This is a genomic window from Bradyrhizobium sp. (genome assembly GCF_030654605.1).
GTDB lineage: Bacteria > Pseudomonadota > Alphaproteobacteria > Rhizobiales > Xanthobacteraceae > Bradyrhizobium.
The window spans coordinates 22,501-43,505 of record NZ_JAURXB010000072.1 but is presented as its reverse complement, the minus strand read 5'-3'; the positions used below and the strand labels follow the sequence as shown (position 1 = coordinate 43,505).

Annotated in this window: 13 protein-coding genes, 2 tRNA genes, 2 rRNA genes, 1 pseudogene and 1 riboswitch (1 of these 19 running past the window's edge); of the genes and pseudogenes, 11 read left to right on the top strand and 7 right to left on the bottom strand. The window is 62.8% G+C overall.

Annotated elements, in window-relative coordinates:
- Positions 1-89 precede the first annotated feature (89 nt).
- Together Q7U29_RS07105 and Q7U29_RS07100 are read left to right on the top strand one after the other, a co-directional pair.
- On the top strand, positions 90-806 hold the full coding sequence (locus tag Q7U29_RS07105) for a YdcF family protein (protein WP_304739880.1): 717 nt from the start codon (positions 90-92) through the stop codon (positions 804-806).
- Between the two features lie 13 nt (positions 807-819).
- Positions 820-1,593: a 1-acyl-sn-glycerol-3-phosphate acyltransferase gene (locus tag Q7U29_RS07100; RefSeq protein WP_304739878.1), complete on the top strand. Its 774-nt coding sequence runs from the start codon at positions 820-822 to the stop codon at positions 1,591-1,593.
- Positions 1,594-1,676: 83 nt separating this feature from the next.
- Here the strand turns inward: Q7U29_RS07100 and Q7U29_RS07095 are convergent, their stop codons facing one another.
- On the bottom strand, positions 1,677-2,285 hold the full coding sequence (locus Q7U29_RS07095; protein ID WP_304739876.1) for a gamma-glutamylcyclotransferase: 609 nt from the start codon (positions 2,283-2,285) through the stop codon (positions 1,677-1,679).
- 139 nt (positions 2,286-2,424) lie between these two features.
- Between Q7U29_RS07095 and Q7U29_RS07090 the strand changes: the two genes are divergently transcribed.
- Entirely contained in the window at positions 2,425-3,621 is a 1,197-nt protein-coding gene (locus tag Q7U29_RS07090; protein WP_304739874.1) for a DUF2125 domain-containing protein, read from the top strand.
- 822 nt (positions 3,622-4,443) lie between these two features.
- On the opposite strand, the gene Q7U29_RS07085 is transcribed toward Q7U29_RS07090, so the two are convergent.
- From Q7U29_RS07085 to Q7U29_RS07075, 3 genes are read right to left on the bottom strand one after another with little or no spacing between them, the layout of a single operon-like run.
- Complete coding sequence (locus Q7U29_RS07085) at positions 4,444-5,385, bottom strand: prephenate/arogenate dehydrogenase family protein (RefSeq protein ID WP_304739873.1); 942 nt, start codon at positions 5,383-5,385, stop codon at positions 4,444-4,446.
- Positions 5,382-6,479: a histidinol-phosphate transaminase gene (locus tag Q7U29_RS07080; RefSeq protein ID WP_304739872.1), complete on the bottom strand. Its 1,098-nt coding sequence runs from the start codon at positions 6,477-6,479 to the stop codon at positions 5,382-5,384. The genes Q7U29_RS07085 and Q7U29_RS07080 overlap by 4 nt, the downstream gene beginning before the upstream one ends.
- 36 nt (positions 6,480-6,515) lie before the next feature.
- The gene (locus Q7U29_RS07075; protein WP_304739870.1) at positions 6,516-7,367 is read right to left on the bottom strand and encodes a chorismate mutase; all 852 of its coding nucleotides are present in this window, start codon (positions 7,365-7,367) and stop codon (positions 6,516-6,518) included.
- 216 nt (positions 7,368-7,583) lie between these two features.
- A riboswitch (SAM riboswitch) is annotated at positions 7,584-7,663 on the top strand.
- 82 nt (positions 7,664-7,745) lie between these two features.
- Here Q7U29_RS07075 and Q7U29_RS07070 point away from each other — a divergent pair.
- Together Q7U29_RS07070 and metW are read left to right on the top strand one after the other, a co-directional pair.
- On the top strand, positions 7,746-8,948 hold the full coding sequence (locus Q7U29_RS07070; RefSeq protein ID WP_304740055.1) for a homoserine O-acetyltransferase: 1,203 nt from the start codon (positions 7,746-7,748) through the stop codon (positions 8,946-8,948).
- Positions 8,945-9,613, top strand: coding sequence for a methionine biosynthesis protein MetW (gene metW, locus Q7U29_RS07065; protein ID WP_304739869.1), 669 nt, complete (start codon positions 8,945-8,947; stop codon positions 9,611-9,613). Before Q7U29_RS07070 ends, metW begins: the two co-directional genes overlap by 4 nt.
- 94 nt (positions 9,614-9,707) lie before the next feature.
- Here metW and Q7U29_RS07060 read toward each other — a convergent pair whose 3' ends face one another.
- The gene (locus tag Q7U29_RS07060; RefSeq protein ID WP_304739868.1) at positions 9,708-10,568 is read right to left on the bottom strand and encodes an alpha/beta fold hydrolase; all 861 of its coding nucleotides are present in this window, start codon (positions 10,566-10,568) and stop codon (positions 9,708-9,710) included.
- 167 nt (positions 10,569-10,735) lie between these two features.
- Between Q7U29_RS07060 and Q7U29_RS07055 the strand changes: the two are divergent.
- Positions 10,736-10,882 (top strand): annotated as a pseudogene (locus Q7U29_RS07055) (TIGR02594 family protein); the annotation flags it as partial.
- A gap of 110 nt (positions 10,883-10,992) precedes the next feature.
- Here the strand turns inward: Q7U29_RS07055 and Q7U29_RS07050 are convergent.
- On the bottom strand, positions 10,993-11,778 hold the full coding sequence (locus Q7U29_RS07050; protein WP_304739867.1) for an MOSC domain-containing protein: 786 nt from the start codon (positions 11,776-11,778) through the stop codon (positions 10,993-10,995).
- Between the two features lie 225 nt (positions 11,779-12,003).
- Between Q7U29_RS07050 and clpB the strand changes: the two genes are divergently transcribed.
- Entirely contained in the window at positions 12,004-14,643 is a 2,640-nt protein-coding gene (gene clpB / locus Q7U29_RS07045; protein ID WP_304739866.1) for an ATP-dependent chaperone ClpB, read from the top strand.
- Between the two features lie 167 nt (positions 14,644-14,810).
- Here the strand turns inward: clpB and Q7U29_RS07040 are convergent, their stop codons facing one another.
- The gene (locus Q7U29_RS07040) at positions 14,811-16,883 is read right to left on the bottom strand and encodes a M23 family metallopeptidase (RefSeq protein ID WP_304739865.1); all 2,073 of its coding nucleotides are present in this window, start codon (positions 16,881-16,883) and stop codon (positions 14,811-14,813) included.
- Positions 16,884-17,731: 848 nt separating this feature from the next.
- On the opposite strand from Q7U29_RS07040, the gene Q7U29_RS07035 reads away from it, so the two are divergent.
- The 4 genes from Q7U29_RS07035 to Q7U29_RS07020 all read left to right on the top strand — a co-directional run.
- Positions 17,732-19,222 (top strand): 16S ribosomal RNA (locus Q7U29_RS07035).
- A gap of 203 nt (positions 19,223-19,425) precedes the next feature.
- Positions 19,426-19,502 (top strand) — tRNA-Ile (locus Q7U29_RS07030).
- Positions 19,503-19,567: 65 nt separating this feature from the next.
- Positions 19,568-19,643, top strand: a tRNA-Ala gene (locus Q7U29_RS07025).
- 398 nt (positions 19,644-20,041) lie between these two features.
- A 23S ribosomal RNA gene (locus tag Q7U29_RS07020) occupies positions 20,042-21,005 on the top strand (it continues 1,888 nt past the right edge of the window).
- Together the 16S and 23S rRNA genes with 2 tRNA genes alongside form the textbook arrangement of a ribosomal RNA operon.

Here is a 21,005-nt window from a genome sequence, read left to right as displayed (position 1 = left end):
ACCACGCGCAAGGGCGCGTGGGAGGAGGGGAGGCTATACCCAAAAATTGCGCTAGACTTCCCCGTGTGAAAGAGAAACACCGGCACCGCATGGCTTCGAAGTCCGACGATAAATCGCCCGATGCGCCGCCCGCCGCGCCGAGGGGATGGCTGCGCGCGACCATCGTGGCGTCGCTGGCGATCGCCTTCGTTGGCGCCGCGATCGGCTTCGTCGCCTTCCTGTCGCTGCTGCGCGGCGCCGAAGTGAAGCCCGAACGCAACGCCGACGGCATCGTGGTGCTCACCGGCGGCTCCTCGCGTGTTTCCGATGCGATGGAATTGCTGGCCGGCGGCTACGGCAAGCGGCTGCTGATTTCAGGCGTGCATCCCACCAACGCCGCCAGCGACATCTCGCGTTCGCTGCCCGACAATCACCAGCTGCTGCGCTGTTGCGTCGATCTCGACCGCTCTGCCGTCAATACCCGCAGCAATGCGGCGGAGACGCGGCGCTGGGCGCAGGACCGCGGCTTCAAGTCGCTGATCGTGGTGACATCGAATTACCATATGCCGCGCGCCATCGTCGAATTGTCGCACGCGATGCCCGATATCCAGCTGATTCCGTTCGCGGTGGTCGGCGAAAAATGGCGGGACGAGCCGTGGTGGACGAGTGGCGCGACGTTGCGGCTGCTGCTATCGGAGTATGTCAAATATGTCGCCGCGGAGGTGCGGGTGCGCCTGGCCGATTTCGGTCTCGATCTGCCCGATCTCGCAGACCAGCCGGCCGGATCGCCCTCACCACGAAAACCGGCGACGGCTCAAGCCAACTGATCCAGGGTATTCCATGGTTTCGATTTTCCTGCGTTCGCTGGTCTACAACGTGCTGTTCTATGTGCTGCTGGTGTTCTGGAACATCGTTGCCATTCCCACCTTCCTGATGCCGCGGCGCGCCTTCATGGCGGTCGCCAAGATGTGGGCGCGCAGCAGCGTCTGGCTGCTGCGCGTGGTCTGCAACACCCGGCTGGAGGTTCGCGGGCTGGAGAAAATCCCCGTGGGACCGCTGATCGTCGCGTCGAAACACCAGTCGATGTGGGAAACCTTCGCGCTGATGCCGTACTTCGATGCGCCGCTGTTCATCTACAAGCGGGAGCTCGCCTGGATTCCGTTCTTCGGCTGGTACCTGATGAAGTCGGGAATGATCGGCGTCGACCGCGGCGGCGGCATGCGGTCGCTGATGGAGATGGCGCGGCGCGCGCCGAAGGAAATTCGCAGCGGCCGCCAGCTGATCATCTTTCCCGAGGGCACCCGCACCCCGGTCGGCGCGCCGCCGGATTACATGACCGGCGTCGGCCAGATCTACACCTCCAGCGGCGTGCCTTGCCTGCCGGTCGCGCTGAATTCCGGCCTGTTCTGGCCGCGCCGCACCTTCATGCGCTACCCCGGCACGCTGGTAGTCGAATTCCTCGATCCCTTGCCGGCGGGCCTGAACCGCAAGGAGTTCATCGTCCGCATCGCGACCGTGATCGAGGCCGCCACCAATCGCCTGGTCGAAGCCGCGCGCGAAGAGCAGGCGCAATTGTTCGGGGTGGTGCCGAGCGCGCCCTCGGGAAAGAAGTAGCGATTTTTGCGGGGTGGGGTGAAAGTCCCTCAACGCGCTCACCGTTCGAAACGAGAGACCTTCACCCCACCCCGCCGCTCCTTTCAGTCGCGTCGACCCTCCCCCTCCAGGGGAGGGTGAAGTGAATGCGCATCCCCATGCAGCATCGCCGCCAGCTGATGCAGCTGCGCGTCGCGAAAACCCTGCGCCTCGATCGATTCCACCGTCGCCAGCACGTAGTCGCGGTTGTTGCCGGAGCGGCCGTGGCCCTGCTGCACGAAGCGCAGCTGTTCGGTCAGCGACAGCCGGCCGGCATATTGCACGTGGCCGCGATCGACCACATAGGCCAGCGCGCTGACGCGCTCGCGGGCGTCGTTCTCGAGCCAGACCGAACGCATCACCTCGCGATAGACATGGGTGGTCTGCTCACGGCTGCGCAGATAATCCACCACGTCGCCGCGCGCCTTCGCCGCCACCCGGAACGCGACGCCGCGGCAGGCGCCGCCGCGGTCGAGCCCGAGCACGAGGCCCGGCTTTTCCGGCGTGCCGCGGTGGTCGAACGAATAGACGCAGAGCGCGCGGTGCTCGCCGATCAGCCGGGCCGGAACCTGCTCGATGAAGTCGAAGCCCGGCCGCCACATCAGCGAGCCATAGCCGAACACCCAGAGGTCGCCTTTGGACAATTCCGCTTCGGGTACGATTTTGGCTGGCATCGCGCGCACGCCTAGCAGAGTTTTGGCCGAGGTGAAAACGCGTTAACTTGATCGCGGCGGGCAACGGGGCTTAAACGACGGCTTGAACCGCGGCTACCATCACCGCTTAATTGACAAAATCGTCCGCCAAAGGTCCCGCATGCCTGATATGACCCTCGCGCCGCGCCGGCGCCCGCTTTGGCGCCTTTTCATCATGCCTGCTCTGCTCGTGGTCGCCGCGGTGGCGTGGAGCGGATTCTGGTTCTTTGCCGCCTCGCAGGTCGAGGTCAAGGTCGACGCCTGGCGCGCCCAGGAGGCGGCATCCGGCCGGGTCTATGACTGTGCAAAACGCTCGGTGGCCGGCTTCCCGTTCCGCCTCGAAGTCCGCTGCAGCGGCGCCAGCGTGTCGCTGCGCGCGCAGACCGCCGAGCGGGCCGCGACGCAGGCGCCTGTTACCGCCAGCCTCGGCGAGATTCTGGTAGTGGCGCAGATCTGGGATCCGAAATTGCTGATCGCGGAATTCACCGCGCCGGCGACGATTTCCGATCGCGGCGGGCCGCCCGCGATGATGGTGAACTGGAGCAAGGCGCGCAGCAGCGTGGTCGGGCTGCCGGCCGTGCCGCAGCGCGCCACCATCGTGTTCGACGATCCCTCGATCGACCGCGTCAACGGTCCGGTGCAGACCCCGCTGGCGCGCGCCAGGCTGGCGGAGCTGCACGGCCGGCTCGCCGAAGGCTCGACGCAGGATCGCCCCGTGATCGAGACCGTGCTGAAGATCGAGCAAGGCAGCCTGCAGGAGCTGCATCCGCTGCTGGCCGCGCCGTTCGATGCCGACGTCCGCACCCTGCTGAGCGGCTTGAAGGATTTTGCGCCAAAACCCTGGCCCGAGCGGTTTCGCGAACTCCAGGCCGCCGGCGGCCGGGTCGAAATCGTGCAGTCGCGAATTGCGCAGGGCGACCTGATCGCGCTCGCCACCGGCACCCTCGGCCTCAGCGCCGGCGGCCGGCTCGACGGCGAATTGCAGATGACGGTGGCCGGCATTGAGAAGGTGATCCCGGCGCTCGGTATCGAGAAGATGCTGGAAGAGGGCGTGCCACAGGCGACGCTCGACCGCGTCGCGCCCGGTGTAAAAAGCCAGGACGTCACCAATCTGCTCGGCGCGCTCGACCGCGCCATTCCCGGGCTCGGCCGAGTCGTGAAACAGAACGCCAATGTCGGCGTCACCGCCGGCATCAATGCGTTGGGCAAGGAAGCCGTGCTGGAAGGCAAGAAGGCCCGCGCCTTCCCGCTGCGCTTCGTCGACGGCGCGGTGTTTTTCGGCCCGCTGAAGGTCGGGCAGGTACCGCCGCTGTTTTAGGTATCCGTGTCCCGGACGCGGTGCAGCGTCCTTCACGCTGCTCCGCAGAGCCGGGACCCACATCTGCGCAAGAAAAGACTGGGCCCCGGCTCGGCGGTGCACCGCTGCGCGCTGCACCGCGTCCGGGGCACGTTCACCCGGCACCCTCGCGCCGATTGCTCTGTGACGCTCCGACGGGCAAATCACTTCTGATTGTCAGAATTCGTGTCAAGCCCCCGAAACAAAAATATTTCTGTTTTACAGAAGTCGAAATCGAGCTATATGCATGGCCATCCCGCCCCACTCAGAGGGGCGTTGCGCAAGGTCATCGATGCGGGGCGGGGATGCGGTGGACGCGGATGGAGCTCCTGACCAGGGCACCGGAAGCGGATGGCGAAATCGTGTGGTTCCGGCACCCTAAGGCTGGTGTCAAGTTCGCAAGCCTCAGGCGTGCGAGCGACGGTGGCAAAAGTGCAGAGCTCACCGAGGAGAGCACGTATAAGCCCTAAAACCACTGCGCAGGGAAAGCCGGATGCTTCCGCTTCACCTGTATGCTCGTGTGCCGCCTGCCTCTACCCTTTTGCACACGAGACCGCGGGTGCAGCGCGCACCCGGCTTTCCCTGCGCCCTCTGATCGGAGGGTGAAGGAAATTTCCAGCAAACCTCGGGCGGATCCAGCCGCGAGATCGCGAAAGTGTGCCTCTCTTGCGTCGTCCCTGCGAACGCAGGGACCCATAACCCCGGTCACCTGACGTAATGACGAATGGTTCAACAAGCCCGCTAACACCGCCCATCATATCGACGGCACGGCGTATGGGTCCCCGCGTTCGCGGGGACGACGAGCTACTCCGCCTTCTTGCCCAATTGCGCAAGCGGGCGGCCGAAATCCGGTGCGGCCGAGTCCTGGCCGATCTCGACGATGCCGCGGCGGATGGCGCGGGTGCGTGAAAAATGCTCGAACAGCGCCTCGCCGTCATTGCGGCGGATGGCGCGGGTCAGCTTCGACAGGTCCTCGTTGAAGGTGCCGAGCATTTCCAGCACGGCATCCTTGTTGGCGAGGAATACGTCGCGCCACATCGTCGGATCGGAGGCGGCGATGCGGGTGAAATCGCGAAAGCCGCCGGCGGAGAATTTTATCACTTCGGAGGAGGTGACCTGCGCCAGCTCATCCGCGGTGCCGACGATGGTATAGGCGATCAGATGCGGCAGATGGCTGGTGATCGCGAGCACGAGGTCATGATGATCCGGCGTCATGATCTCGACCCTGGCGCCGAGCGCCGCCCAGAACGCACGCAACCGCTCGACCGCCGCGGGATCGACACCAACAGGCGGGGTGAGGATGCACCAGCGGTTGATGAACAGCTCGGCAAAACCGGAATCGGGACCGGAATGCTCGGTGCCGGCGACCGGATGAGCCGGCACGAAGTGAACGCCATCCGGCAGATACGGCGCCATGTCGCGCACGATCGCACCCTTGACCGAGCCGACGTCGGAGATAACAGCGCCCGGCTTGAGAGAGGCGGCGATCTCCTGCGCGACCGGACCGCAGGCGCCAACGGGAATGCAGAGGATGACGAGATCGGCATCCTTGACGGCTTCGACGTTTGTCTCGACGACGCGGTCGACGATGCCGAGCTCCTCGACCCGCGCGCGGGTCTTGGCCGAGCGCGCGGTGGTGACGATCTCGCCCGCCAGTCCCTGCGCGCGCGCGGCGCGCGCGATCGAACCGCCGATCAGCCCGAAGCCAATCAGCGCGATTTTCTCAAACAACGGCGCGGCGCTCACTTGCCCGCCACGAAGTCGCGCAAGCCATCGACCACCAGCCGGTTGGCCTCCTCGGTGCCGATGGTCAGGCGCAATGCGTGCGGCAGGCCGTAATTGGGCAGGCCGCGCAGCACCAGGCCGCGTCTGGTGAGGAACGCATCGGCCTCGGCGGCGGTCTTGCCTTTCTCCTGCGGGAAATGGATCAGGATGAAATTCGCCACGCTCGGCGTCACCTTGAAGCCGAGCTTCGTCACCTCATCCGTCAGCCAGTTGCGCCACTTCTCGGTATGCGCCTTCGACATCTGGATATGCGCGGTGTCCTCGATCGCCGCCACCGCCGCCAGCATCGCCGGCGCCGAGACGTTGAACGGTCCGCGGATGCGGTTGACCGCGTCGACGATATTGGCCGGGCCGAACATCCAGCCGATCCGCAAGGCCGCGAGGCCGTGAATCTTGGAGAACGTATGGGTCATCACCGTGTTCTCGGTGGTCGCCACCAGCTCGATGCCGATCTCGTAATCGTTGCGCGAGACGTAATCGGAATAGGCGGCGTCGAGCACCAGCAGCACGTGATCAGGCAGTCCGGCGCGCAGCCGCTTGACCTCGTCGAACGGCAGATAGGTTCCGGTCGGGTTGTTCGGATTGGCGAGCCACACCAGCTTGGTGCGCGGGGAGACCCGCGCCAGGATCGCGTCGACGTCGGCCGTAAAATCCTTCTCCGGCGCGACCACGTTGATGGCGCCGCACGCCATGGTCGCGATCGGATACACCAGGAAGCCGTGCGTGGTGGAGATCGCCTCGTCGCCATGGCCGAGATAGGTCTTCGCCAGCAGATTGAGGATCTCGTCGGAACCGGCGCCGCAGATGATGCGGTCGGGGTCGAGTCCGAAGGCGCGGCCGATCGCTTCGCGCAGCACCCGCGAGGTGCCTTCCGGATAATCCTCCAGATGATCGGCGGCGTTCCTGTAGGCCGCGATCGCCTTCGGCGAGGGCCCGAGCGGGGTCTCGTTGGCCGACAGCTTGAACACCTTGCGGCCCGGCTCGGGCACCGGGCTCTTGCCCGGCGTGTAGGGCGCAATTTCGAGAATGCCGGGATTCGGCACGGGGCGGGACATCTTCAACTCCGGATTATCGGGCGGCTTTCAAGGCTTCTAGGGCCGGGTCGCCCCGTTCGGGGCCACCGTATAGCGCGTTGCATGGCTGCCGACGAGAGCCTGGGAGCGCACCGAGGCGCCGGCCTCGATCAGGGCGGTCCTGATCTTTTCCAGGCTGCCCTTGCCGGAAATCGACACCAGCAGTGCCGCGCCGTCGAAGGCGGTGTCCGGCACCGCGACGATTTCGGCCAGCGGCGACAGCGCGCGGGCGGTTTCCGCGTTCCAGCCGGAGACCCGCACGCTCCAGGTCTCGACCTCGGTCACCATGGCGCTGTCGGCGACGCGCGACACCACGAACACCGGCAGTGCGGCCGGATGATCGGCGCGCTCGAGGAACGGCAGCCGTGCGATGATCTTCGGGGCACCCTCGGCCTCCAGCGCGATCCACCATGGCGTGCGGCTGGAAGCGGCCGGCACCAGCGCCAGATCGCCCTTCGACCGGGCGGTGGCCTCGACCGCCGCCTGCGCGCTGAAGTGCGAGACGTAGGGCACCACGAACCCGAAATGAAACCGCGCCGAATCCCGCATCGCGGACTCGCCGATGGAAACATCCGCATGCACCGAAAACGGCGCCTGCACGTAAGTGAAGGTCGAGATGATGACGCGCCAGATGCTCTCGATGGTGTCGATCGGCAGGATGCCGCGGTGACGCTCGACCAGACGCCGCATCATCGCGGCCTCGCGCGCCGGACGAAACGCCGAGCCGACCTCCTGGGTCTGCTTGACCTGGATCAGCCGGTCGATGATGTCGCCGCGCGCCATCAGCAGGCGGTGGACCTGCTCGTCGATGCTGTCGATCTCCTGGCGCAGTACCTCGAGCGAGGGCGGAGCGGGGGGCGGGTTAGACATCTTCAAAACCTGGCGAAGGTGGAAATTTCGGGTTCGCCGCTGCTGCAACAACGACGCCCTCATCCTGAGGAGCGGCGCCTGCGCCGCGTCTCGAAGGATGGGACCTTGTTCTCCCCCATGGTTCGAGACGGCGCAAGGGCGCCTCCTCACCATGAGGGTTCTTGCCTCGTTAACCATGGCTCCGTCTTGACGAAAGACCCGCTTGAGACTAGCTTTGGCCCATTCCGTGGTCATTTGAGCCGGCCGGCTTGCAGCCACGTTAAACAATTCGCTAAACAGGCCGGGGACACGCGTGATCCCGGTCGAACCTATGTTCAGGCCGGGTTTTTTTATGGCCTGATTTCCGTGGTGGTCTCTAGCCATCCGGGGAGGGTCATGATGGTCAACTTGCAGTCGATACCAAGTCCGCCTGTTCATACCGAGGAGCGTGCGCACGAGGCGGATCATCCGACTTCGCTGCTGGCGACCTTCGGCGCGGATCAGCCGCTGAAGCTCGATTGCGGCATCGATCTTTCGCCGTTCCAGATCGCCTACCAGACCTATGGCGAACTCAATGCCGACAAGTCCAACGCCATTCTGGTCTGCCATGCGCTGACCGGCGACCAGCATGTCGCCAATGTGCATCCGATGACGGGCAAGGCCGGCTGGTGGGAGACCATGGTCGGTCCCGGCCGTCCGCTCGATACCGAAAAGTACTTCATCATTTGCTCGAATGTGATCGGCGGCTGCATGGGCTCGACCGGCCCGGCCTCGACCAATCCCGCCACCGGCAAGGTGTGGGGACTGGACTTTCCGATCATCACCCTTCCCGACATGGTGCGTGCGCAGACCATGCTGATCGATCGCCTCGGGATCGATACGCTGTTCTGCGTGGTCGGCGGCTCGATGGGGGGCATGCAGGCGCTGCAGTGGACGGCGGCCTATCCGAAACGGGTGTTCTCGACGCTGGCGATCGCCTGCAGCACGCGGCATTCGGCGCAGAACATCGCGTTCCACGAACTCGGCCGCCAGGCCGTGATGGCCGATCCGGAATGGCACCATGGGCGCTATTTCGAACAGGGCACCCACCCGCATCGCGGCCTCGGCGTGGCGCGGATGGCCGCGCATATCACCTATCTGTCCGACGCAGCGCTGCACCGCAAGTTCGGGCGGCGGATGCAGGACCGCGATCTGCCGACCTTCTCGTTCGACGCCGATTTCCAGGTCGAAAGCTATCTGCGCTACCAGGGCTCGTCCTTCGTCGAGCGGTTCGACGCCAACTCCTATCTGTACCTGACGCGGGCGATGGATTATTTCGACATCGCCGCCGACCATGACGGCGTGCTGGCGCAGGCGTTTCGCGGCATCCAGACAAGGTTCTGCGTGGTGTCGTTCACGTCAGACTGGCTGTTCCCGACGGCGGAATCGCGCGCGCGGGTGCATGCGCTGAACGCTTCCAGCGCGCGGGTATCGTTCGCGGAAATCGAGACCGACCGCGGCCACGATGCCTTCCTGCTCGACGTGCCGGAATTCTTCGACATTTCCCGCGCGTTCCTGGAATCCGCCGGCAAGGCGCGTGGGCTGACCGGGAGGCCGGCATGAGCATGCAGCAACAGGTCCTGCCGCTGCCCGGCATCGTGGCGCCGGACACCGGGCATTATCGCGGCGATCATCTGCTGGTCGCCGAGATGGTCGAGCGCGGCTCCAAAGTGCTCGACGTCGGCTGCGGCGAGGGCGACCTGCTGCAACTGCTGGAAACACGCGGCATCGACGGGCGCGGCATCGAGCTGTCGCGCGAGGGCGTCAACCGCTGCGTCGCCAAGGGCCTCGCGGTGGTGCAGGGCGACGCCGACACCGACCTGATCAACTATCCCGACGACGCCTTCGACTATGTGATCCTGTCCCAAACGCTGCAGGCGACACGGCAGCCGCGCGTGGTGCTGGAAAACCTGCTGCGGATCGGGCGCCGCGCCATCGTCTCGTTCCCGAATTTCGGCTTCTGGAAGATGCGGATTCAGCTGCTGGTCGGCGGCCACATGCCGCGCACGGAGAATCTGCCGGCCACCTGGTACGACACGCCCAACATTCATTTCTGCACCATCAAGGATTTCGTGCAGCTGTGCGACGAGATCAACGTCAAGATGGAGCGCGCGGTGGCGCTCGACATGTACGGCCGGCCGCTGCGGGTCAATCTGCCCTGGTGGTTCTGGAACATGTTCGGCGAGCAGGGCGTGTTCCTGCTGAGCCGCGCGGAGAAGGGGAAGTAGGCTCAGCCGTCATTGCGAGGAGCACTTGCGACGAAGCAATCCATGTTGCCGCGCAAAGAAAGTATGGATTGCTTCGCTGCGCTCGCAATGACGGTCAACCGATCGACCTCGGATCGCGCGCCGGCCATCTTCCGGCTTCGGCCAGCGCGATAAAGCGCTCGACCATCTCGTTGAACAGCGCCGGCTCCTCCAGATTGAGCACGTGGCCGCTCTTCGGGAAAAACGTCAGCCCCGCCGCCGGCAAATGCTTCTTCAGGAACAGGCTGGGCTCGACGCAATTGTCGTCCTCGTCGCCGCAGATGATCAGGGTCAGTGTCGGCACCTTCTGGATGGCGTCCGTCAGGGTGTAGATCGAGGGCCGGCCGCCCTGAAAGCTGCGCATGGTGTTGGCCGAGCCCTTGGCGTCGTGTCGCGCCAGCGCCGCGTAGAAGTCGGCGTGGCCGCGTGGATCCTTCACCAGGAACGGAATCCGGCTCGGCGCCTCGCGGGTCGCCTTGGCCACTTCCACCGAACCGATCGTCTCATACTGCTCGCCATTGGCCTGGCACTGGCTGCGGAACGCCTCGAGGTTTTCCAGGCTCGAGCCCGAGCCGACGCCGGCCAGCGTCAGCGACAGTGCGCGCTCCGGTGCGTTGAGGCCGATCTGCAGCGACGAATAGGCGCCCATCGACAGCCCGACGAAATGCGCCTTGGCGATCTTGAGGTGATCGAGCACCGCCAGCGCGTCGGTATAGAAGTGCTTGTAGGTGTAGACCTCCTTCGATGCGGGCACGTCCGAGGGTGTGTACCCGCGCGCGGAATAGGCGATGCAGCGGTGGCCGCGTGCGAAGTAGCGCATCTGCGGTTCCCAGTTGGTGTGGTCCGCGGCGAATTCGTGCAGGAAGATAACAGGCGTTCCCGAGCCTGCTTCCTCGAAATAGAGCCGGACATTATCGCCAGAGACGGCATAGGGCATTTGCTTGTTCCTCTCGTTGGGCCGGACGCGAAAATCGCAGTTAATGCTGTTGTCCGCAATGCGGCGGAACCGATCATTTTCGTCACGGAACGATCGTCGAATGACCCCGAAAGCGTTTCCGCGCCGCCGCATCGCGTGTTGCTCTCGCCATACGCGCCTCGCATTACAGGGGGCGCGGCGGCGGCCATGTCGGCGTGGTCAGCGGCATCGACGCCCAGGGCAATCCGAGCGTGGTCTCCGGCAACAATGGCAACCGGGTCAGGGAAGCGCCGGTCTCGCGCGGCCGGGTCTATGCCTATGTGATGCCGAATTGAGGGCGCTCGTCTCTCTCCACGTCATTGCGAGCGCAGCGAAGCAATCCATCTCACCGCGTAAAGAAAGCATGGATTGCTTCGTCGCTTCGCTCCTCGCAATGACGGGTGGTTCACAGCAGCTTCGGCTCTTCCACCGCGATCGTATCGCCGACGGCTATCGTGCCGCCGGCGATCACTTCGGCATAGACGCCGCACTCGTTGTGGCCGAGCCGCTGCGTCAGGGCCTGCGGGATGCTGAGGTCGCGTGCCGCGGTTTCGGGATCGACATTGACGGCGGCGCAGCGGGTGATCCGCTTCACCACCTTCAGGCGCGTTTCGCCGATCGCAAGGGTCTGGTCGAGCAGGTCGAACTCGTGCCAGGCCGGCCAGCCGCTGACATAGAGATTGGCGCGGAACCGCAAGGGGTGCACCGGCCGGCCGACGATGTTCTCGATCGCTTGCAGGCTGCCGAGATTGATGATGGAAACGACCTTCCTGGCGACGTCCGAGAAACTGTGGCCCTCGCTGGAGAGAATCTTGGGCGGTCCCTTGATCGATCCGGCGTAGCTCTCCGCGAAGAACCGCTCGATGGCGGCGCGGCCCTCGGCCCTCTCCAGATTGCCCTGGGCGGCGATCGCGCCATCGCGGCGGATGGTCAGCACATTGGTGGCATCGTCGAAATGGCTGTGCAGCGCCGCCAGCCATTCGTCCCGCATCAGCATCAGGAAATAGGCCTTCACCATCCATTTGGGCTCGGCGGGATCGAAGCCGCTGGGGCCGTTTTCGATGGCATAGCGGCGGTCGGCCGGGAGCGTCTGGCCGACGGCCAGCGCGACGTCTGGCAGCGGTTCCGGAGACAGGCCTTTGACGGGATAGCGGTAAAGGCTGGCGATCTGGGCGGGCGGGGTGCGTGACATCCCGCTTCTTAAGGGATTCCCCGGCCGGACGCCACCGCACACGAATTTGTGAAGCTGCCTCTTCCGTTTCGGCAAACCCCTTCCCACATCTGCCTCAAGCCGGCGCAAGCCGTCGGCGACGCGGCCGCTGCCGGTTGAGCAATGTCAATACGATCAGCGGAAACCCAATGAAGATGCGGCGACCGTGCCTCAAGGGGCGGAGCGGCAGGCTGAGGGAATGATCTTATGAATATCGAGAAATACACCGAGCGTGCGCGCGGTTTTATCCAGTCCGCCCAGTCGCTCGCCATGCGCGACGGCCACCAGCAGTTCTCGCCGCTGCATATGCTCAAAGTGCTGCTGGACGACAGCGAGGGCCTTGCCGGCGGCCTGATCGACCGCGCCGGGGGCAACTCCCGCGCGATCCTCAAGGCGACCGAAGATGCGCTCAACAAGCTGCCAAAGGTATCCGGAAGCGGCGCCGGGCAGGTTTATCTTGCCCCCGAACTGGCGCGTGCGTTTGACGCCGCGGAAAAGGCCGCGGAAAAGGCCGGCGACAGTTTTGTCACAGTCGAGCGGCTGCTGCTGGGCCTGACGCTCGAAAAGGGCAGCGAGGCAGGAAGCATCCTCGGCAAGGGCGGCGTCACACCGCAGAACCTCAATGCCGCGATCGAATCCCTGCGCAAGGGCCGAACCGCCGACTCCGCCACGGCGGAAAACGCCTATGACGCATTGAAAAAATATGCCCGCGACCTCACTCAGGCCGCGCGTGACGGCAAGCTCGACCCCGTGATCGGTCGTGACGAGGAGATTCGACGCACCATCCAGGTGTTGTCCCGCCGCACCAAGAACAATCCCGTCCTGATCGGTGAGCCCGGCGTCGGCAAGACCGCTATCGTCGAAGGCCTGGCGCTGCGGATTCTCAATGGCGACGTGCCGGAAAGCCTCAAGGACAAGAAGCTGCTGGTGCTCGATCTGGGCTCGCTGATCGCGGGCGCCAAATACCGCGGCGAGTTCGAGGAGCGGCTGAAGGCCGTGCTGGCCGAGGTCACGTCAGCCGAGGGCAGCATCATCCTGTTCATCGACGAGATGCACACGCTGATCGGCGCCGGCAAGGCCGATGGCGCGATGGACGCGTCCAATCTGTTGAAACCCGCGCTGGCGCGCGGCGAACTGCATTGCATCGGCGCCACCACGCTCGATGAATACCGCAAACACGTCGAAAAGGACGCCGCGCTGGCGCGCCGGTTCCAGCCGATCTTCGTGTCGGAACCGTCTGTCGAGGACACCATCTCGATCCTGCGCGGCCTGAAGGACAAATACGAGCAGCATCACGGCGTGCGCATCACCGATTCCGCGCTGGTGGCGGCCACCACGCTGTCGAACCGCTACATCACCGACCGTTTCCTGCCGGACAAGGCGATCGACCTGATGGACGAGGCCGCGGCGCGGCTGAAGATGCAGGTCGATTCCAAGCCGGAAGAGCTGGATTCGATGGACCGGGAAATCATCCGGCTCAAGATCGAGCAGGAAGCGCTGAAGAAGGAAAGCGACGCCGGCTCGAAAAGTCGTCTGCAGACGCTGGAAACGGAACTCGCCGAACTCGAAAAGCAATCGGCCGACCTGACCTCGCGCTGGAGTTCGGAGAAGAACAAGCTGTCGAATGCGCAAAAGCTGAAGAGCGAGCTCGAGGGATTGCGGCTCGAACTCGACGAGGCCAAGCGCCGCGGCGAGTACCAGCGCGCCGGCGAGCTTTCCTATGGCCGGATTCCCGAGCTGGAGAAGAAGCTCGCCGAGATTGAGGCCAACGAAAACGCCGGCGAGATGATGGAGGAGGCGGTCACCGCCAACCACATCGCGCAGGTGGTGTCGCGCTGGACCGGCGTGCCCGTCGACAAGATGCTGGAAGGCGAAAAGGACAAGCTGCTGCGGATGGAAGACAGCCTGGGCAACCGGGTCGTCGGCCAGGCCGAGGCGGTGCATGCGGTTGCGACCGCGGTGCGCCGTTCGCGCGCGGGCCTGCAGGATCCGAACCGCCCGATGGGCTCGTTCATGTTCCTGGGCCCCACCGGCGTCGGCAAGACCGAACTGACCAAGGCGCTCGCCGAATATCTGTTCAACGACGAGACCGCGATGGTCCGTCTCGACATGTCCGAATACATGGAAAAGCACTCGGTCTCGCGACTGATCGGCGCGCCTCCAGGCTATGTCGGCTATGACGAGGGCGGCGCGCTGACCGAAGCGGTGCGGCGGCGGCCGTATCAGGTGGTGCTGTTCGACGAGATCGAGAAAGCCCATCCCGACGTCTTCAACGTGCTGCTGCAGGTGCTCGACGACGGCCGCCTGACCGACGGTCAGGGCCGCACCGTCGACTTCCGCAACACGCTGATCATCATGACTTCGAACCTCGGTTCGGAGTTCCTGGTCAACCAGCCGGAAGGCGAGGACACCTCAGCCGTGCGCGAGCAGGTAATGGGCATGGTGCGCGCGCACTTCCGCCCCGAGTTCCTCAACCGGGTCGACGAGATCATTCTGTTCCACCGGCTGCAGAAGAGCGAAATGGGCCGGATCGTCGAGATCCAGTTCTCCAGGCTCACGAAGCTGCTGGAAGAGCGCAAGGTGGTGCTCACGCTCGATGACGCCGCGCGCGACTGGCTCGCCGCCAAGGGCTGGGATCCCGCCTATGGCGCCCGTCCCCTGAAGCGGGTGATCCAGCGTCATGTGCAGGATCCGCTGGCGGAAATGATCCTGGCCGGCGACATCGTCGATGGCGACCACGTCGCGATCTCAACCGAGGGCAACGTGCTGACCTTCAACGGCAAGGCGCCGCAGACCGCCGAGATCACGCAGTTCGATGCGCCGGTGCCGAAGCGGAAGATGCACTGACAAGCCCAAATCGTATGCCCGGACGCAGCCGACCGCTGCGCCGGGCTTGCTTTTGTTGACCCGCGGCAGGCCCCGGACCTGTCGTCGTCTGCCGAAACTCCGAAGCGATGACGAGGGGGCTCGCCCAGCCGCGTCCGCTCAATCCTGCGGCAATTGAATCAGGGAGTTCAGCGGTTGCTGACCTGCCGCACCTGCGCCGACGCGGGAGCACCGGCATCGGAGACACGCGCCGGGTTGCCGCGATTGCTCATCTGGGCATCGAGGCGGTCGCGTTCCTTCTCGAAACTCGCCATCAGCGGCCCGTCGAGCGAGCGACCGCGCGGCAGCTTGATGCGCATCGGATCGACGAAGCGGCCGTTGACCAGGATTTCGTAGTGAACATGGGCGCCGGTCGACATGCCCGTCGATCCGACGAAGCCGATCACCTGGCCCTGCCGCACCCGCTTGCCGGGCTCCATGCCCTTGGCATAGGCCGACATGTGGCCGTAGGCGGTCTCGTAACCGTTGTTGTGCTTCAGGCGGACATATTTGCCGTAGCCGCCTTCCCAGCCGACCCGCTCGACCACGCCGTTGCCGGAAGCGAAAATCGGCGTGCCGTAGGGCGTCGACCAGTCGACGCCGGTGTGCATCTTGACGTAGCCGAGGATGGGATGGCGGCGGCCGCCGAAGCCCGAGCGCATGATCGCGTTGTTGACGGGCTTGCGCACCAGGAACTTCTTCGCGCTCTTGCCGGTCTCGTCGTAGAAATCGACCACCGCGTCGTCCGGGGTCTGGAAACGGTAGTATTTCTTGGTCTCGCCGCCGACGGTGAGGGAGGCGAACAACACCTCGGTCTTCTCGGTAATGGTGGCGCCTTCGTCTTCGCCGGCGAAGAACACGTCGAACGAGTCGCCGGGCTGCACCTTGCGCTGGAAGTCGACGTCGTAGGAATAGATGCGGACCATGTCCTCGATGACGGTGGCCGGAACCTTGTTGCGCAGCGCGGTCTCGTAAATGCTCTGGTAGAGCCGCACGCCGGTGCCGTCATCCTCGTCATCGTCGTCGTCGGCTGCGGCGGCCGCGGTGATGGTGTTCATGCTCTGGACGTCGACGGCGACGTATTTGCCGAGATCGGAAAGTGCTGCGACGGCTTCGATGGTGGATTCGTTGGCGACGACCACCCGGTAGGGCTGCAGCCGCTGGCCCGGGGCGGGGCCGGCCGGCGCCATCAGGATGCGCAGCTTCTGGCCTTCCTTCAGCCCGCCGTCGCGGCCGCGGGGGCCGAGCGTGGCGGCGATGGATTTCGCCTCTTCGGGGGTCGCACCCTGGTCGCGCAGGATCGAGGTGACGGTATCGCCCTTCTTGACCACGTGGACGCGCTCGCCGGTGGGATTGCCGCCGGTGATATGATCCTTGGTCTTCGGCAGCAGCGTGACGTTTTCAGGGACCACCCGGGTTTCAAAGCCGGCATAGGGATCGTTGGTGACGTTGCCCTCGGTGGCATAAGCCAGCTTCATGTCGGGCCTGGCGCCGCTGACATCGGCGGTGGCGCTGGCCAACGTGGTGTAACGCACCCCGCTGTTGCCGCGCCAGTTCGAGGCATCGCGCACCCGCATAATGACTTCGTCGAGCGCGACCACCGCGGCGAGCTTCGCCTTCGGCAGTATCGGCGCAAGATCCTTGGTCACGAACGAGACCTCGGCATCGGGCTCGACCGCATCGGGATTGTTCGGATCTTCGGCGGCCGCGGGAACGGCGGCGCCGACATCGGTCAACATGCGCTGGGCGTTGAATGGCGGGATCTTGGCGGAAAGATCACTGGTCGCCATCGCCAGATTGCCGGAAATGCGGATGAACGGCCGCACCCGCATCACGTCGCGGTTGCCGACGCGGGTAACGGTGGAAACCCTCACCACATTACGGGCGGCAGAGGTTTCGCCGGGGGGCGGCAGGCGGTCGCTCTTGTGCAGGCTGGCATTCTTGTCGTTGGCGCCGAACGCGCCGCGCAGGGCGCCCTCGACCCGTTCCGGCACCTTGGCGAAGGTCATTTCACCGTCGAGCGACGCAAAAACGGCGCCGCCGATGAGGGCCGCGCCGCACAGACCGGTCAGAATAGTGCCGCTAAACCATTGCACGGAGACGCGCCGGCGATCGATCACCGCGGCCTCGGAGCCATCAACGGAAAGCGGCGGCTCGTGACCAAGATCAATGATCCCGGTCTCGCGTCCGTAACCGCCCCCGCGTGACGTCCTGTGGTTCAACCCGGTATCCCCCCGTATTCCCTTAACATGCGACAAGACTTCGGCGCATCCAGCACCCCCGGCTCCGCCCTCTGCGGGGGGATTCGGGAGCATGTTGCGCCACACGCCACGGATATTCGGGATTCAGAGGCCAAAAGGCTGGCCGGGATCACGAACGGCAATGGTGTGTAAATCTCTCGATGTTTCTCGGCCGTAAGGGAAAGGCGACGGGTTCATGGAAGATCGCCGTTCCCAAGTAGATCATCGCCCGCAGCCCCCACTGACTTCAGGCGATTCAATGCATACGTATAGTCAGAACGTCGCAGGATTGTGGCTCAAGTACGGCGTGAAGTCCTTAAAAATAGGGGGCTTCTTCGCGGCGCGAGATTCTCTCCACATGATGCGACGATTTGTTGACAATGGGCGTTGACAAGCCCGAGCGGGGGGGCTTATAACCCGACCACTGAGCGCGGCGGTGCTTTGGCCCTTGGCCACGGCAACCTTCCGCGCCCGTGATGCTCCTCACTAAGATGAGTGAATCAACAGCCGATAGTCATCGGTTGTTATTTGTCGTCGAGTGAGAGCGAAGAGATCCTTCCAGAGATGGAAGTGGGGTTTTCGAACCCCGGGCTGTTTGACAAGTGAAGATGAAGAAAGAGAAACGTGGACGGCGGAGTCCTTGCGAGTCTCGATTACTTGAGAATTTAAGTCTTAGGACTTGGGTTTTTGAGTATTGAGGCTGGACGAAAGACTTCGGCGGAACACGTTTACATAGGTTACACCATCGTCGTCCGCGATGTGAATCGCAGGCGATAAATATGGTGGGACCTCGTCAAACGTTGTGATCAGCCGGTTTAAAGTTTCAAGTCCAACTTGAGAGTTTGATCCTGGCTCAGAGCGAACGCTGGCGGCAGGCTTAACACATGCAAGTCGAGCGGGCGTAGCAATACGTCAGCGGCAGACGGGTGAGTAACGCGTGGGAACATACCTTTTGGTTCGGAACAACACAGGGAAACTTGTGCTAATACCGGATAAGCCCTTACGGGGAAAGATTTATCGCCGAAAGATTGGCCCGCGTCTGATTAGCTAGTTGGTGAGGTAACGGCTCACCAAGGCGACGATCAGTAGCTGGTCTGAGAGGATGATCAGCCACATTGGGACTGAGACACGGCCCAAACTCCTACGGGAGGCAGCAGTGGGGAATATTGGACAATGGGCGAAAGCCTGATCCAGCCATGCCGCGTGAGTGATGAAGGCCCTAGGGTTGTAAAGCTCTTTTGTGCGGGAAGATAATGACGGTACCGCAAGAATAAGCCCCGGCTAACTTCGTGCCAGCAGCCGCGGTAATACGAAGGGGGCTAGCGTTGCTCGGAATCACTGGGCGTAAAGGGTGCGTAGGCGGGTTTTTAAGTCAGAGGTGAAATCCTGGAGCTCAACTCCAGAACTGCCTTTGATACTGAGAATCTTGAGTACGGGAGAGGTGAGTGGAACTGCGAGTGTAGAGGTGAAATTCGTAGATATTCGCAAGAACACCAGTGGCGAAGGCGGCTCACTGGCCCGTAACTGACGCTGAGGCACGAAAGCGTGGGGAGCAAACAGGATTAGATACCCTGGTAGTCCACGCCGTAAACGATGAATGCCAGCCGTTAGTGGGTTTACTCACTAGTGGCGCAGCTAACGCTTTAAGCATTCCGCCTGGGGAGTACGGTCGCAAGATTAAAACTCAAAGGAATTGACGGGGGCCCGCACAAGCGGTGGAGCATGTGGTTTAATTCGACGCAACGCGAAGAACCTTACCAGCCCTTGACATCCCGGTCGCGGATTCCAGAGACGGAATCCTTCAGTTCGGCTGGACCGGAGACAGGTGCTGCATGGCTGTCGTCAGCTCGTGTCGTGAGATGTTGGGTTAAGTCCCGCAACGAGCGCAACCCCCGTCCTTAGTTGCTACCATTTAGTTGAGCACTCTAAGGAGACTGCCGGTGATAAGCCGCGAGGAAGGTGGGGATGACGTCAAGTCCTCATGGCCCTTACGGGCTGGGCTACACACGTGCTACAATGGCGGTGACAATGGGACGCTAAGGGGCAACCCTTCGCAAATCTCAAAAAGCCGTCTCAGTTCGGATTGGGCTCTGCAACTCGAGCCCATGAAGTTGGAATCGCTAGTAATCGTGGATCAGCATGCCACGGTGAATACGTTCCCGGGCCTTGTACACACCGCCCGTCACACCATGGGAGTTGGTTTTACCTGAAGACGGTGCGCTAACCCGCAAGGGAGGCAGCCGGCCACGGTAGGGTCAGCGACTGGGGTGAAGTCGTAACAAGGTAGCCGTAGGGGAACCTGCGGCTGGATCACCTCCTTTCTAAGGATGGTTCTTCAGAAGCTTGCTTCTATCGAACCTCTTTTGAAACATCAGTGGCCAGCAGTTTCAGGACTGTTGAGCTGCATTGGCGGGATTTCGCCGTCTTCGTTTCTCTTTCTTCGCGGACGAACACGCGCCAGGGGCTGCGCTTGTGCGACGCATCTGGTGCAAACCGGTGCGCGCAAGCATGCTCCTCGTGTTAGGGGCTTGTAGCTCAGTTGGTTAGAGCGCGCGCTTGATAAGCGTGAGGTCGGAAGTTCAAGTCTTCCCAGGCCCACCACCTTGATCGAGCGTAGGCGTCGCTTAAACCGACAAATGGCAGCAACGGCATTCGTCTTCTGGTACGGGGCCATAGCTCAGCTGGGAGAGCGCGTGCTTTGCAAGCATGAGGTCGTCGGTTCGATCCCGTCTGGCTCCACCAGATGGTCGATCGGAGATCGACGAGTGCCCGTTCATACCGTCCGCGAAACATCACTTCGCACGTTGCGTCCCTTACGGGATGCGCGTGCGGGATTTCTGACATCGTATAGAGGAGATTGATCCGAGTTTGGATCCGGCGAAGCAATTCGCGGGAATTCCATTCATGATCTCCAGAACATTTCGGCGCCTGATCATCGCAAGATGATTGGGTTGTAAATGTTCTTTTTGGTGAAGCTTGACCGCCTCATCATCGGGTTGATCTTACGAAGCAAGCTGGTCTTTCTAATCATGTCCAGCCGCATGCAGCATTCATCGAGGATGCGCGCCAAACGGGTTTCGACCTGCTGGCAAGTATGCGGCCTACATTCTGCCGAGTGTGTGGACATTGATAATGAGAGCAATCAAGTGCCTTAAGGGTGTTCGGTGGATGCCTTGGCGCTGAGAGGCGATGAAGGACGTGCTACGCTGCGATAAGCCGTGGGGAGCTGCGAAGAAGCTTTGATCCACGGATTTCCGAATGGGGAAACCCACCTTCGATAGCTGGAACTCCAAGGCCTTGTGTCCTGGGGTTCATACAGCAATGTGTGAGACCGAGGCCGCGAGGTTTTGGATTTCCAGTTATCAAGTGAAGGTATGAAACTCCTGAATACATAGGGGGTTTTAAGCGAACCCGGGGAACTGAAACATCTAAGTACCCGGAGGAAAGGACATCAACAGAGACTCCGTTAGTAGTGGCGAGCGAACGCGGACCAGGCCAGTGGTACATCAAAGACAACCGGAACCTGTCAGGAAAGCAGGGCCTTAGAGGGTGATAGCCCCGTACGGGTAATGCAATGATGTATCCTTGAGTAAGGCGGAACACGTGAAATTCTGTCTGAACGTGGGGGGACCACCCTCCAAGCCTAAGTACTCCTCAGCGACCGATAGTGAACCAGTACCGTGAGGGAAAGGTGAAAAGCACCCCGACGAGGGGAGTGAAATAGACCTGAAACCGGACACCTACAAACAGATGGAGCCCAAGATACGTTCTGGGTGACATCGTACCTTTTGTATTATGGGCCAGCGACTTAATTTAACGAGCAAGCTTAAGCCGATAGGTGTATGCGCAGCGAAAGCGAGTCTGAATAGGGCGCCAAGTTCGTTGTATTAGACCCGAAACCTAGTGATCTAGCCATGAGCAGGTTGAAGGTGAGGTAACACTCACTGGAGGACCGAACGGGTGTCTGTTGAAAAAGACTCCGATGACTTGTGGTTAGGGGTGAAAGGCCAATCAAACTGGGAAATAGCTGGTTCTCCGCGAAAGATATTTAGGTATCGCCTCGCGTGAATACTTCGGGGGGTAGAGCACTGGATGGGCTAGGGG